The organism is Bremerella sp. P1, from assembly GCF_028748185.1.
Classification (GTDB): Bacteria; Planctomycetota; Planctomycetia; order Pirellulales; family Pirellulaceae; genus Bremerella.
Genome location: NZ_CP118164.1, coordinates 855,225 through 869,685, shown reverse-complemented (window position 1 = coordinate 869,685; position 14,461 = coordinate 855,225). Strand labels below are relative to the sequence as shown.

The window sequence follows — 14,461 nt, the reverse complement described above, 5'->3', positions numbered from 1 at the left end:
AAGGCATGCCATGGACGATGAAGACGATGCTGGCGGTATCCCTGAATGGGTCGTAACCTTCGGCGATATGATGTCCCTGTTGCTGACCTTCTTCATCATGCTCGTTTCGATGAGCGAGATTAAGAAGGAAGAGCAGTATCAGGCACTCGTCGAGTCGTTTCGCCGGCAGTTCGGTCACGACAGCTCCATGGAAAGCGTGATCGCTGGAAACGCGAAGCCGCGCAATTCTAACCTGGCCAAGCTGGCGACGATGGGGCGTGCCAAGCGTTTCTCGACCCATGCTGGCGGTGACAAAGTCAAAGCTCCGGTTGGCGATAGCCCGCAAGTTCGGATTATCCGGCCTGGATCGAAAACCGCAGTTGGAACGGTTGTCTACTTCCCCGAAGACAGCGCGAAGCTTGACCAGACAGCCATCGAAGCGCTTCAGGCCCAAAGCTTGGAATTCGGTGGGAAACCACAAAAGATCGAGATTCGCGGCCATACTTCGCTCCGGCCGCTTCCTCCGAATAGTCCCTACAAAACGCACTGGGACCTGGCCTATGCCCGTTGTATGGCCGTTAGGGAGTATCTTGTGTCGCTGGGTATCGACGAACGACGCATTCGTGTCTCGGTAGCCGGGAAAAACGAGCCGTTTCATATTGGGACCGACCCGCTGCTGTTGAAGCAAAACCCGCGTGTCGAAGTGTTTCTGCTGGATGAAGTGATCGACGATCTGGTCGGTACGGCCCAGGAGCAAGCCAATCGGCGGGCCCCTCCGATAGAGGCACCAGGAAACTAGCTGCGTGCGCGCCAGTACATGCTACGTTTGTGCAGTAGTATGTTCGAGATAGTCTCGCGAGAAGCAGATTTCCATGGCTGATTCAGCATCTAGCACCGCGTCGCCTGACGTAGCAAAAGGACCTCCCATGAAAGCAAAATTGCAGATTATGGGAGGGATTCTCGTCTTGGTTCTTGTGGAATGCGTGGTGGCATACCTCATCATTCCTAGTCCGCAGGACGTGATTCGGGCCGCGGAAATGCAAGCTCAGTCAGGACAGACGGACGGCACCATGATGAAGCAGGAGCTTCAGCCGTTGTCCGCTGACGAAGAGACTGTCGAGGTTGATCTGGGCAAGCCATTTGGCATCACCGCCTACCGCCCACTGAGCGAATCGACGATGCGAATTGACTTCCATCTCTACGCAACGATTCGGGCCAGCGACGAGGCCGACTTCACCGCTTCGATGGAAAAGAACGAGAACCGCTTTCGCGAACAAGTGATTGTGACGGTCCGCAGTAGCGACGAAGGAGAGCTAACCGATCCCAGTTTGGGGTTGCTCAAGCGGAAGATTTTAGAGAAAACCAACAACATCTTGGGCAAACCGATGGTGCATTCCATCGTGTTTAGCGAGTTTTCCTTCGTCGAGCAATAATCGACGACGACCTCTCATCTGGAATGGAATCCGATGACTGACGATCAAATGGGACAGGACGAGATTGAAGAGCTGCTCCGTAAAGCCCAATCGGGTGAGGTGGGTGCTAGCGGTCCTGCCCCTAAACAACAGGAAGATCTCGAGGCCCTCGACCAGAACGATATTGAAGCCTTGTTTCAAAATCCTGGACCTCCGGCAAGTTCTCAGCCAAAGCAGCAACAGCCTGCCGCTGCCACCGCTACGCAGCCGACGCCGCAAGCGTCTCAGGCAGCTACCGGCGAAGGTGCCTCCGACATGGAGTACCTGCTCAATCAAGCCGAAGCCGCGATCGCTTCGCTGAATTCACCGAACGAAAACATGCCCGCTGGCATCGCTCCGTTCACCCTCCGCGACTTTGGCGGCTCCCCGGCGAGCTCTGATAAGACAACGATCGACCTGGTTCGTGATGTCGAACTCGAGGTGAAGATCGAGCTGGGACACGCGGACATGCACCTGGAAGAAGTCCTGCAGATGCAGAAAGGCTCGGTTGTGCCGCTGGATAAGCTGGCCGGCGATCCGGTCGATATCTTCGTCAACGGACGGCTCATTGCCCGCGGGGAAGTGCTGATTCTCAACGACAACTTCTGCGTGCGTATCACCGAGCTGATCGTGGGTGATTCGGTCGTCTAATAACAGGCGTCTGCTAGCACGCAATTGCCCAGTGTTTCGCCTGATTCGTCTTGAGCCGAGACGGCCCAGTTTCTAAGATGCCTCACCCGCAATTATTGTGTGGGAGATGGGATGCGGCAGGAAGCTAATTCCCCACTATCTTTTTCGGCCTAGTCGCCTTCGCGACTTGAGTGAAAATCAGGAAGACTTTCATGCGGAACGGAATCCTTGCTGCGAGCGTGTTGGCAATGACTTGGATCGTGGTTGCACACGATGCGATGGCCAACGACTACTCGGGCTCGCAAGTGCCACCCAATCAGCCGCTGCAGATCCAAAACGAAGCTCCACCCGCCATGCCTCCGCTGGCTCAAGCACTGCATGTTGAAGCGGTGCCGGAAGTAGGCGGCAACATGGCTAATCCTGCCGTCGCTCAGCCTGCGGCAGCAGTCGAGCCGCTGAAGCTTCCGCCCCCGAGCAAGGCTAAGGACGAAGGCGTCTCAATGCCGGTCTTCAACTTCCAAGGCAATCAAACGGCCAGCATCGCTGCGAGCCTGTTCGTAGTGGTCGGCTTGTTTCTGATGTTTGCCTGGGTCGGTAAGAAGAATATGAAACCAGGCGGCGGCCGGCTTTCCAAAGAGATTATCCAGGTTCTGGGTAAGAGCCAACTCAGTGGTAAGCAGCAGTTGGAATTGGTTCGCGTCGGTCAGAAGCTCCTGCTCTTGTGCGTTACGCCCAACAGCGTCGAAACACTGACCGAGATCACCGATCCTAGCGAAGTCGAACGCCTGCTGACGATTGTTCGTCAAGATTCACCCGGCAGCATGACGGCCACGTTCCAAGATGTGCTGAGCCAAATGGGACACAAGCCAGCACGTGGATTCCTGGAGGCCTAGTTGATGCACTATTTGCGAAACCTTGCTTGGGCCTTGATTGCGCTGGCGGTTGCCATCCAGCCGCAACTGGCGATCGCGCAGCAAGCCACTTCCATCCCAGAGACGCTTATCGAGTCGTCACTCGATCGGCCGATCCAGAATGAAGTGGAAGACCTGAGCGATTTCGTCAAGGCGGGTCCCGAGCATTGGACCAGTCCCCAGGGGCTGTCCAGCACGATCCAGATCATGGTGCTGTTGACGGTCATCAGCCTGGCTCCAGCGCTTTTGATCATGACGACCAGTTTTATTCGCATTACGATCGTGCTCGGTCTGTTGCGACAAGCGATCGGCACACAGCAGCTTCCCCCGAGCCAGGTGATCACCGCGCTTGCCATGTTCATGACGTTCATGGTGATGCATCCTTACTGGCAAGAGGTTTACCAGGAAAGCATCGGGCCTTACACGCGTCAGGAAGTGAATCCTGAAACAGGGCAACCGTTTAAGCTGTTTGCCGAGGAAGATCCCGTTACGGGCGTTACCGGTCCAGACGAAGCCTGGGAACGAGGTGTCAAACCGATCCGGCAGTTTATGGCTAAGCAGATCGATATCGCTGGCAACAGCGACGATGTGTGGATGTTCTACGAGTTCCTACCTAAGAAAACACGGGAAGAGATTGGGGAGCCTCAATCGTACGACGACGTGCCACTACAGGCGTTGGTTCCGGCATTCATGCTCAGTGAATTGAAAACAGCATTCCTGATCGGCTTCCAGATTTATCTTCCGTTTCTGATTCTCGACATCGTGATTGCCAGCGTGACGATCTCGATGGGCATGATGATGTTGCCGCCGGTGATGATCTCGCTGCCGTTTAAGATTTTGCTCTTCGTGCTGGTCGATGGTTGGACGTTAATCATCGGCATGTTGATGCAGAGTTTCGCTCCCAGTCTCTAGCCTTAGGCACCACGCATGAATGCGCAAACGACAATTGATCTTACGCGACAGGCCATGATGATGTGCCTGATGATTGGTGCCCCGGTACTGGTGGTGGGCATGGTCGTCGGTCTGTTGATTGGTTTCCTGCAAGCGTTGACGCAGGTTCAGGATCAAACGGTCTCGTTCGTTCCCAAGATTCTGGCGATGGCCGTCGCGTTGGCGTTTACGCTTCCATGGCTCTTTCAGAAACTCGCCGGCTACACGGTCGAGTTGTTCAGCAATATACCCGACCGGATCGCTGGTGGTTGATCACTAGCTAGGGGGCACACTTCATGGAACTGCTTCGGTACTTGGAACCGAACCTCGAGCAACTGCTGATCTTCGCGGCGATCGTGACGCGAATCGGCGGACTCGTGGCTACGGCTCCGGTGCTAGGAGCGAACTACGCCCCGGTTCAGGTTAAATCGTTTCTAGCGGTCGCCATTTCGCTGATGCTGACGCCTGTCTTTTGGGACTACGACTTCCCCGAGCCTGGCAACGCGGCGAACCTGATCATCGTGATGGGATCCGAATTGATCATTGGCCTATCGCTTGGGCTGGGGATCAAAATCTTATTTGCCGGCGTGCAGATGACGGGGCAACTATTGGGGCAGATCGGTGGTCTCTCGATTGCCGACGTCTTCAATCCGGCCTTCGACGATAATGTCCCTATGCTGGCGGTCATCTTCGACCTGGTTGTGCTGGCCGTGTTCCTGGTCATTGGTGGCCATCGTTTTCTGATGTCAGCCCTGCTGCACACGTTCGCCGAGATACCACCAGGCGTTGCCGCTATCGATGTGCAATTGGTGCATGTCATTCGTGAAACCCTGGCCAATTCGCTGATCTTGGGCGTTCAGGCAGCTGCCCCAGGTACGGTGGCGCTGTTGGTTGGCGTGTTGGTGATGGGTGTGATCAGCCGTACGCTCCCGCAATTGAACTTGATGGCCATTGGTTTCAGTATGAACACGATGCTATTGATGGCCTTTGTCATGCTGACCATCGGCAGTGTCGTGTGGATCTTCCAAGGTTCGGTTGAACCGACCGTCGATAACATTCGATCCATGTTTCATCGCTCAATCGAAACGGCCCAGAATTAGGCGATGGCAGATCAAGAAAAAACAGAAGAAGCAACCCAGCATCGCCGCGAGCAAGCGCGCGAGAAGGGTCAGGTGCCCAAGAGCCAGGACCTGGTATCCGCTGTGATGCTGGCCGTCGCACTGGGTTCGCTCATGTTTTTCGGTCGCGACCTGGTCGACTTTCTGGGGCAACTGACCCGCGATGAACTCGGCTCCGTGCCACCGTTGAACCCTTCCGACCTGTGGGCCACCAATCATACGGCTACCGTGTTTTGGCGACTGGCCATGGTCATGCTGCCGATTCTGGCGGTGCTGTTCTTGGCGGCGGTCGGGATCAATATGATGCAGTCCGGGGTGATGTTCCTGCCCGATAAGCTGGGCTTCGATTGGAACCGCGTGAACCCGGCTTCTGGCATTCAGCGGATGTTGTCCCTGACAAACTTGATGAAGTTGATCTTCGGGATTGGCAAAGTCCTGATCATCTCGATTGTTGCCGGTGTGACACTTTGGTTTGAAATGGATACCATCCTCGGGCTCTCAGCGTTGAGCACGATGGAGGTGGCTCGGTACCTGCTTGATACGTCGCTGTGGACCTCAATGAAGATCGCCGCCGCGTTGGTGATTTTGGCCATCCTCGACTATGCCTACCAGGTCTGGAAGGCCGAGCAAGATATGATGATGACCAAAGAAGAGGTCCGCGAGGAAATCAAAACCATGCAAGGCGATCCGCAGATCGTCGCCAAGCGTCGCCAGGTAGCTCGACAATTGGCGATGAGCCGCATGGCGAACGATGTCCCTACGGCGGATGTTGTCGTCACCAACCCAACCGAACTGGCAATTGCCCTCAAATACGATCCCTACGAGATGTCGGCCCCAGTGGTCGTGGCGAAGGGGGCAGGCAACGTTGCTCAGCGCATTCGACGGCTGGCCCTGGAAAATCATATCCCCGTCGTCGAGCGCAAAGAGCTGGCTCGTGCCCTCTACAAAGAAGCCGAGATCGGTTACCCGGTTCCCGCCGATCGTTACGCAGCGGTCGCCGAAGTGCTGCGTTACGTCTACGAACTGCAAGGCAAGCAGATGCCGACGATGGAAGATCTGGAACGAGCCGATCGAGAGCGGGGCAGGGCAGCGTAGCGTGTAGCCTCTTGCGTGCTAAGCCGCTTGGGAGCGTCGCGCTTGGCGAGCCCAGGCGATCCAATTGGTCACTTCGGCCAAGTCAGGTGGATCACTGCTACGGATGATTCGCTGGCCATTGGTCGTCTCAGCAAATTCAGAAACTTCTTCGAGGAGTTCTTTCGCCGAAGCTTGTGCCACGTCCTCTGGTGTTTCCAAACCACATGCGGTCAACAACTGAGCGTCGTGGCCACGGAGCATGGGAATGCGATAGGCTAACACGGCCTGAGCCTGCCACTCGGCAAATAGTTTGGGCGTGATGTGCTTGGCCTTGAGTCTGGGGGCGACCGACTTGGCATCGGCTGAAATCAATTGAGCGACTGTCTTGATGCCTACAGCACCCAGACGCTTTGCCGTCTTATTGCCGATCGAAGGTGCATCGACAACCGGATCATCCCAGTTCAAAAAGAACTTCAGCGGCTTGTCTTGGATCGGCTTCTTTTCTTCGATTGCACGTTCACGCGATGGCTCTTCGGCGGCCGGCGGTTTGATTTCCGGCTTAGGCTCTTCTTTGGACGCGATGGAAACTGAAGGTGGGAACTCTTCTTCAGGCGGATCGACCTTAGTCGGTTCAGCCTTGGGTGGTTCTTCCTTGATCGGGGGCTGCGTTAGTTGAACGCGTTTGACAGGTATTTCATCATCTTCGACCTCCGGCTCCGGTTCGGGAGCCTTGGGGCGAATCGTTACGTGTTTGAGCGGTTGATATTGTTCGGTTGGCTGTGGCTTCTCGGCGACCGGCTTCGGTGCTGGCTGGTCATCTTCGTCAAAGGAAGGGATCGGAATTGAAACGCGGGGCTTCGGCTTCTCCTGTTCGACCGGAATGCTCGGCTTCGGCGGTTCTGGCTTGAATGTTGTCGACTTGCGGGTGCCTGTCAGCTTGAGACTAGCGAGGCTTACCTCCGGTAGTTCCGGCACCTCGTAAAGTGGACGTTCCCCTTCCTTGGGTTCGTCCGGATTCATGTCGGCTTCCAACTCGTCACGAACAACGCGCACGTCTTCCGGCAGGTTGCGTTCGACTTTGCCTGTCTTCTGGTACTCGCGGAACATCTGCCGCACGAGTTCGGCCTGCTCGGTGTTTTCCATTCGCTTGGTGACCCACTGCACAGGCATCTCGAGCGTGGCGAAAACGGTCTCGACGACCAGCAGCACGTAAGGCGGTTCGTGGGCCGCTTCCTCGAAGGCGCGATTCAAGATCTTGGCGAAACCATGGATCGCGTAGCCGATCATCTCGGAAGCCACATCGCGGCAGGCAACGTCGAGCCCACGTGGTGGATTACGACGGCCGAGCTTGAAGTTGTAGTGGTCGATCAATGTCTGGTAGTGCGCGTGCGACTTAGTCGCTCCATCGCGAACCATTTGTTCCAGCCAATTCTGGCCACTGGGCATTCGTACCGGCGGCAGTCCACGAAGTTCGGCCGTGGATCGCAAGCGATCGTAGGAACAACTGATGCTCCATTCACATGCTCGGTGGATGTTGTTCTCGGCCTGGGAACTGCCTGTGTGAAAAGGCATGATCGGGTCGCTATAGTAGTGGCTCAGCACGCCAGCGTTGTATGCGACCTCTTTCCACTTTTCCGAGCGGATCGCCTCGACCAGTTCGTCGTACCACTTTCTGGCCGCTTTCTCGGCTCCGCCCCAGTAGTTTTGGGAAGGGTGCAGGACATGATTGCGGAAGTCCTTGAACTTCTTGTCGGGGTCCTTCGAGCCACGCAGGTAGGGCTCGTAGTGCTTCAGGAAGATGTTGCGGCGACGTTCGCTGTTCTCGGCTGGCAGATGGTTCAGCGCATCCATCGCCAGCTTATGGTGTGTGCCGTTGGCATGAGCGGCGTACAGAATATCGAACAGCAAATGCATCCGGGCTTCCTTTCCCGAGTCGAGTCAGTTCCGTGTGCGGGGAAGATTGGTTCCAAGTCGTCTCGCAATCAGAATTCTAGCGAAAAACGACCGTTTTCCCCAAGTCGGATTTGCCGTCTAGGCGTCGTCCAGCGGATAACCGTTGGCCTCGAAATATCCTCGCCAGCGGCGTTGGATTTCCTGACGGGTGGTCTCGTCCATGGAGTGGCTGTTGCGGCGATAGTCCTTGGTGCGCTCAGCATAGTCGCGCACGCCTTGTTCGATGCGGTCGTACCCGTCCAGATCGATTGCCTCGTAAATGCGGCGAACTTCCCCAACCGGATCGGCAATCAGGTCTTCGTAGCGAGTCTGGCAAACCTTATCTTTCGGAACCGATGCCAGCCCACGATCGTAGGCGGCATACATCCGCTCGAAGCAGTCAAAGACGTACTCGCGGTAGTCGTCCTTCGAGACCTGGAATGCTTGCACTTCGTCCATCGTGTTCCACAGTCGGACCGTCGACGCGTAGACGTCGTACGGATCTCGGGCAATGTGGATGAACTTGGCGTCTGGGTAACGCTCGGCCAGTTCGCCAATTCGGCCGGTGTGGGTAGGCGATTTGAGGATCAGCGGCTTCTGTTCCTGGACCGTAACCATCCGCATGAAAAGATCGAGCGTGTCGAGCCACTCTTCCTTGCGCTCTGGCGGAACGGCAGCCAGATCGAGGTAATCGGGGTCTGGCTTGGGGTTGTTGGGAAACGCCATGCGAACGTAGGGGGACATTTCCCCCAGGCTCAACACGCCGAACTCGTCTTCCTGAGGCTTCGACCACCCCATGCCCATGTTGTCCATCGGGCGGCTCTTGGGCATGAAAAAGTTGAAGTAATTCTCAATCAACCGGCCATAGATCAGGAAGATATTCGGCGCGAAGCACTGGATGGTGTTCGGCGTGGCGTACCGATCGTCCGCGGCCATCAACTCATGCAAAAGGGTCGTGCCGCTACGCCAGTGACCGAGAATGAAGATCGGGTTCTCGATTTTGGCTTCTTGGATCTTCTTGCCGAAGAACAGGTTCTGCAGTTGGTGACAGATGCTGTTGTTGATCGCAAAGCAGGAAACGGTCGTGGCCAGGCCAAGCTTCAGAGGATGGACCTTGAAACCGTTCTTTGCTAGCAGACTGGCCCACGTGCCTACCCGCATCCCATGCCAGACGCGTGGCGTGTACCAGGGGTAACTGTTGGCTTTGGGCTTCTTCGGTTTTGAGGCTTCCGCCGGTTTCGATTGCGAATCGGTGGCGGGGGATGAGGCATTCAAGTCGCTCAGATTCCTAAAACGTCTGCGATTGCGAGGTGTTTGGTACCGAAGTTTACGTCAAAAACGTGAAATCGACTAGCGAAGGTATCTCTCCAGTTCCCGCTCCCCTTGGGGGATGGGCCTAGGGTGAGGGGAGAAGCTGCTATCCGCTTCACCAACCCTCACCCTAGCTCTCTCCCTTGGGAAGGGAGAGGGAACAAGACACGGAAGGGACGCCTGTTCTAGCTAGCACTGCGAACCTCAGTTAACTCGTCTGCAGACAACAACTTCCACTCAATTGATCGCTCTGGACACCCCAAACGGGTTTCAGTAATCTTCCACCCGCCCGTTGTCGGATCGGGCACAGAAAACCTTTAGACAAACTTGAAAAAAGTTCGCAGAAACTCGTGGATTTCAGCCTCAGCAGACTCAAGGACTTGATCCTGCCGATCGGTATCATCACCAGCGTGCTGGTGATTTTGATGCCGTTGCCGGCGCCGCTGATGAATTTGCTGCTCACAGCAAACATCACGGCGGGGGTCATCATTCTGCTGACGACCATCTACGTGAAGACGCCGCTTGAGTTCAATATTTTTCCGTCGTTGCTGCTCGCGACCACGCTGGCTCGGCTCGTTCTCAACGTTGCTACCACGCGTTTGATTCTGACCGGGGCGGCTACCGAAGGGATGGACGCGGCCGGCGGTGTGATTCAAAGCTTTGGCGAATTCGTCGCAGGCGACCGCGTCGAAGTCGGGATCATCATCTTTATTATCATCGTGCTTATCCAGTTTCTGGTGATCACCAAGGGTGCCACGCGTATCAGTGAAGTGGCGGCTCGTTTTGCGTTAGATGGTATGCCGGGGCGTCAGATGGCAATCGATGCCGACCTGAATGCGGGCATCATCGACGAAGTCGAAGCCCAGCAGCGACGTGCCGAGATCACCCAGCAGGCCGACTTTTTCGGGGCGATGGACGGTGCGAGTAAGTTCGTCCGTGGTGACGCGATCGCCGGTATCGTCATTACTCTGATCAATATCGTCGGCGGTCTGATCATCGGCGTTTCGTCCGGACTGGATGTGCTCGAAGCGGCTCAGATCTATACCAAGCTGACCATCGGTGACGGCCTGGTGAGCCAGGTGCCAGCGTTCCTGATCTCGCTTGCCGCCGGTTTGCTCGTCACGCGAAGCACCGAAGAATCGAACCTGCCGGTGGAATTCATCAAGCAGTTGTTCTCGCGCCCGGAAGCACTAGGTGTGGCTGGCTGCTTCCTAGGGCTGCTCATCTTCTCAGGCCTACCGACGCTTCCGCTGCTGGTCATTGGTGCCGGTTGTGTGGGCATCGCGGTGATGACCAAGAAGGGACAAACCAAGAAGACAGAAGTCGAGGCCGCAGAGACCGAAAAGAAACAGAAAGAAGAACAGGAAGCCGCTAAGAAGGACGACCGGATCGAGGACTATCTCACGGTCGATCCTATGGAAATGGAACTGGGCGTTGGCTTGGTGCGTCTCGCGGCACCTGCCCGAGGTGGCGACTTGCTGCCACGCATTACAGGTGTTCGTCAAAACGTTGCCAGCGAGATTGGCGTGATCCTGCCGAAGGTCCGCATCCGCGACAACATGCGTCTGCACGAGAACCAATACCGGATCAAGATCAGCAACAACGTGGTTGCCGAGAATACGATCTACCCGGATGGTCTGCTGGCCATTGCCATGGGTGGTGCCAAGGGAGACCTGCCAGGCGAAAAGACACGCGATCCTGCGTTCAATCAACCTGCAGTATGGATCGAACCCGGTATGCGGCCTCAAGCCGAAATGATGGGCTACACGATCGTGGAACCAACTTCGGTTCTGGCAACGCATCTGCAGCGTGTTTCGAAGAAGCATGCCGACGAGCTGCTTACCCGCGACGCAACGAAGCACCTTCTGGACGAACTCAAAGAAACATCGCCGGCAGTGGTTGACGAGTTGATTCCTGGAGCGATGAAGATCGGCGATGTTCAAGCCGTGCTTCAATTGTTGCTTCGCGAAGAAGTCTCGATCCGTCAGTTGGCACGCATCCTGGAAACCTTGGGCGACCATATCGGTCGGACGAAAGACCCTGTCTGGCTGACCGAGTTCGTCCGGCACAAGCTGGCACGGACGATCTGTACCAAGTATCGCGACAAGGAAGGCCGCATCTACGTGGTGCCGCTCGATCCCGCGATGCAGGACCGGATTGCCTCAGGCATTGACATGGAACGCGGTGCGTTTGCCCGCATGAGTCCTCAGGCGATTGAGATGACGTGCAAGTCGATTGCCGTCGGTATCGAGAAGCTGCGAGAAATTGGCAAGCCGCCGATCGTGCTGGTCAATCCGCAGATTCGCCCCGCCGTCAAACAACTAACCGGTAACTTCATTCCTGACCTGATCGTGCTGAGCCACAACGAGATCACCAACGACACGATGATCGAATCGATGGGTATCATCAGTGACACGATGCCAGGCAAGGCTCCTCCGCCGCCAGGACAGGGCCCGCAGCAACCGCCGCAGAAGTAACAAGTAACCACCATGAACATTCGCTCATTCCGCGCCAAATCGATGCACGAAGCGTTAGAGTTAGTTCGCAAAGAGCTAGGTCCTGATGCCGCTTTGCTCCATACGCGTGAAGTTCCGCAGCGTGGACTGAAGGGACTGCTCGGCGGTAAGGAAATCGAACTAGCGGCCTCGACCGACTCGAACCTGAAAAGTCGCTTTGAGATCCAAGAGCCGGAAGAAGAACCCGAAGCGGAAGCCGTTTCCCCGGAACCAACCGAGCAAGTTGCTGCTTCTCCGGAAGAAATAACACAGCAAGAAGATGCCGGCATCGACTTGGAAGCGATGTCGTTCAGTCAAACGTTCTTCAGCAGCGGTCCTGGTTGGCCTCCTTCGCTATTGCGGATTCGCGAGCGACTTGTCGAAGCCGAAGTGCCTGGCTTCCTGGCTGATTCGATCTGCGAGAAAGTCCTGACGACGCATACCGAAGCGTCGCAGCAAGAAGAAGCACTGCTGCTGCAAGCAATCCGTACCGAGCTGGCGGCGTCGATTCACGTGGGCCGCGACATTGATGACCCGCGTGTATATCCCCGGGTTGTGGCTGCGATTGGGCCAACCGGCGTCGGAAAAACAACCACGATTGCCAAGCTGGCGGCACGGGCCAAGTTTGATCACAAGCGTCGTGTTGGCCTGGTGACGGTCGATACCTACCGAATTGCCGCGGTCGACCAGTTGCAAACCTATGCCGAGATCATGGATCTTCCGATGAAGATCGTTTCGACTCCGATGGAAGTACGCAGTGCTATCAACGAGCTATCGGACTGCGAGCAGATCTTCATTGATACGGCTGGTCGAAGCCCTCGCGATGAGGTGCAAGTACAGCAACTCAGATCTTTGATAAAAGCAGCTTCCCCTGATGAGACCTATTTGGTACTTTCCGCCCCCAGCAGTTCGAAGAGCCTGGCCGAGGCGGTGGCAAAGTTCACCACGGTGGGTCCTTCCAGCTGGGTATTAACCAAGATTGATGAGGTTGGTTCGTTGGGTAACACATTGAGTTTTCTGCAAGATCCCCAGCTTCCGCTGGCATACGTGACCAACGGTCAGGACGTTCCCCAGGCCATTGCCGCTGCTGAAGCGGAAGACTTGGTCGCTCGCATCCTGTAGAAACCAACCAACCTTAGTAGAGACTATTTCTGATCTATCATGTCGTTTGAACCTTCTTTTCCCCGTGATCAAGCTACGCTTCTGCGAATGCTTGCTAAACGCGCCATGATCGGCGGCACACCGGCGTTCGCGAAAGCGAAAACCTTCGTGCTGTTCGGTGGTAGTAGCGGAGTAGGGACAACGACCGTTTGCCATAACCTGGCCTGTGCGATGGGATTGGCCGGGCATCGCGTTGCCACGATCGATTTGAATCCGAGCAACGCAGGGCTCGCCCAGTTAACCGGTCGCACACCCAAAGTCGGCATCGATGAACTGCTGACTGGACGGCTCGACCTGCACGAATACCTGGTGCCTGGTTTGGCCGCGTCGCTATTGCTTCCAACAGATCAAAGCAGCGGGGCAGGGCAGTGGCCGGTGGCAGCTGTCGACCGCTTAATCGAACAACTCATGGGACTGGGACGTCATGCGGACATCGTGCTGATCGATGCCGGCAATGAATTGAGTCCCCTGGCCGGCGAACTGTGGCGAATGGCCCAGCTGTTCCTGGTCATACTGAATCCCAAGGCAGATGCCATCACGGCCGGCTACGAGCGAGTACGATCGCTGCATAGCTACTCGCCGAGAAAAGTCACTCATGTCGTCATGAATCGCGCCTCGAGCGATTCGGGACATCTCGATCTAATCGCCGGTATGGATGCAACCGCCGGTAAGTTTTTGAACCTGGCAATTGAATCGGTTGGCCACATCGAGATGGCCTCCGAGATCGGCGCTGCCTCACGCGCAGCCGAACCGTTCATCCAGCGGTACGCCGATCATACAGCCAGCAAGTCGCTTCAGAGGATTGCTGATCGCCTGGTGCGCATGTCGTTAAGCCTTTCCCAATCGCCATCTTCGAAGAGGGCCGCTTAACGATGATGCTATCGATGCAATCACTTCAGAACTGGCGACAAGTTTTTCAAGCAAAACAAATGATATCCGCAAAATTACTTCAATTCTCGTTTTTGGAGCGTCGATTGAACGAGAAAGCGTCACATGCGCATGTGACGAATGAGGTTTGCGGATCGATACAATTCAACCAATCGGGAATCGATGGGACGCGACTACGCGGGAATCTTGGCTACGACGGCACTGGTCACCGTGACTGCACGGGGATTGGTCATGTCGGGCGGGATCGAATCGATTCTTATCGCAGCGATCGGAGCAATGTTTCTGTTCGCGGCGATCGGATGGCTGATAGGAAATGCTGCAGCCCGCATTGTGGACGAATCGGTGCGGCAGCGAATCAATGCGGAGTTGGAAGCACTGGAACAAGGCGACAAGCTCGCCGACTCCAAGGCTCCCAAAACCGCGTAACCCGCGACATAGGCAGACAAAGATATTCCTCCCCGGGAATCTCCGAGTCCCTAACGCGAGATTGGATCACCTGATCGATTCCCTTTCCGAAGTGGCATTTTGCCAACAACGGGGAAGTGGCCTGAAGGATTCAGGCCCGTCGATTTCATAAGAAA

14 protein-coding genes are annotated in these 14,461 nt (G+C 56.0%); 12 read left to right on the top strand and 2 right to left on the bottom strand.

The window, feature by feature from the left end; genetic code table 11:
• Positions 1-10: 10 nt before the first annotated feature.
• From PSR63_RS03630 to flhB, 8 genes are all read left to right on the top strand, one after another.
• Positions 11-778: an OmpA/MotB family protein gene (locus PSR63_RS03630; protein ID WP_274330836.1), complete on the top strand. Its 768-nt coding sequence runs from the start codon at positions 11-13 to the stop codon at positions 776-778.
• 127 nt (positions 779-905) lie between these two features.
• On the top strand, positions 906-1,412 hold the full coding sequence (locus tag PSR63_RS03625; protein WP_274330835.1) for a hypothetical protein: 507 nt from the start codon (positions 906-908) through the stop codon (positions 1,410-1,412).
• Positions 1,413-1,445: 33 nt separating this feature from the next.
• Complete coding sequence (gene fliN / locus PSR63_RS03620; RefSeq protein WP_274330833.1) at positions 1,446-2,081, top strand: flagellar motor switch protein FliN; 636 nt, start codon at positions 1,446-1,448, stop codon at positions 2,079-2,081.
• A gap of 191 nt (positions 2,082-2,272) precedes the next feature.
• A complete protein-coding gene (locus tag PSR63_RS03615; protein ID WP_274330832.1) occupies positions 2,273-2,953 on the top strand; it encodes a FliO/MopB family protein in 681 nt (226 codons plus the stop codon).
• A gap of 3 nt (positions 2,954-2,956) precedes the next feature.
• Complete coding sequence (locus PSR63_RS03610; protein ID WP_274330830.1) at positions 2,957-3,883, top strand: flagellar type III secretion system pore protein FliP; 927 nt, start codon at positions 2,957-2,959, stop codon at positions 3,881-3,883.
• Between the two features lie 15 nt (positions 3,884-3,898).
• Entirely contained in the window at positions 3,899-4,174 is a 276-nt protein-coding gene (gene fliQ / locus PSR63_RS03605) for a flagellar biosynthesis protein FliQ (RefSeq protein ID WP_274330829.1), read from the top strand.
• Positions 4,175-4,197: 23 nt separating this feature from the next.
• Complete coding sequence (locus PSR63_RS03600; protein WP_274330827.1) at positions 4,198-5,001, top strand: flagellar biosynthetic protein FliR; 804 nt, start codon at positions 4,198-4,200, stop codon at positions 4,999-5,001.
• 3 nt (positions 5,002-5,004) lie between these two features.
• A complete protein-coding gene (gene flhB, locus PSR63_RS03595) occupies positions 5,005-6,114 on the top strand; it encodes a flagellar biosynthesis protein FlhB (RefSeq protein ID WP_274330825.1) in 1,110 nt (369 codons plus the stop codon).
• An 18-nt stretch (positions 6,115-6,132) separates the two neighbouring features.
• On the opposite strand, the gene PSR63_RS03590 is transcribed toward flhB, so the two are convergent.
• Entirely contained in the window at positions 6,133-8,007 is a 1,875-nt protein-coding gene (locus tag PSR63_RS03590) for a DUF4332 domain-containing protein (protein ID WP_274330823.1), read from the bottom strand.
• Between the two features lie 117 nt (positions 8,008-8,124).
• Positions 8,125-9,300, bottom strand: coding sequence for a sulfotransferase family protein (locus PSR63_RS03585; RefSeq protein ID WP_274330821.1), 1,176 nt, complete (start codon positions 9,298-9,300; stop codon positions 8,125-8,127).
• Positions 9,301-9,686: 386 nt separating this feature from the next.
• Here PSR63_RS03585 and flhA point away from each other — a divergent pair, with 386 nt between their 5' ends.
• From flhA to PSR63_RS03565, 4 genes are all read left to right on the top strand, one after another.
• Positions 9,687-11,813 (top strand): flagellar biosynthesis protein FlhA, encoded by a 2,127-nt coding sequence (gene flhA, locus PSR63_RS03580; RefSeq protein WP_274330820.1) that lies wholly within the window; start codon positions 9,687-9,689, stop codon positions 11,811-11,813.
• A 12-nt stretch (positions 11,814-11,825) separates the two neighbouring features.
• Positions 11,826-12,953, top strand: a complete 1,128-nt coding sequence (gene flhF / locus PSR63_RS03575) for a flagellar biosynthesis protein FlhF (RefSeq protein ID WP_274330819.1) — start codon at positions 11,826-11,828, stop codon at positions 12,951-12,953.
• A gap of 87 nt (positions 12,954-13,040) precedes the next feature.
• Complete coding sequence (locus PSR63_RS03570) at positions 13,041-13,862, top strand: MinD/ParA family ATP-binding protein (RefSeq protein ID WP_274330817.1); 822 nt, start codon at positions 13,041-13,043, stop codon at positions 13,860-13,862.
• 180 nt (positions 13,863-14,042) lie between these two features.
• Complete coding sequence (locus PSR63_RS03565) at positions 14,043-14,306, top strand: hypothetical protein (RefSeq protein WP_274330816.1); 264 nt, start codon at positions 14,043-14,045, stop codon at positions 14,304-14,306.
• Positions 14,307-14,461: the final 155 nt, after the last annotated feature.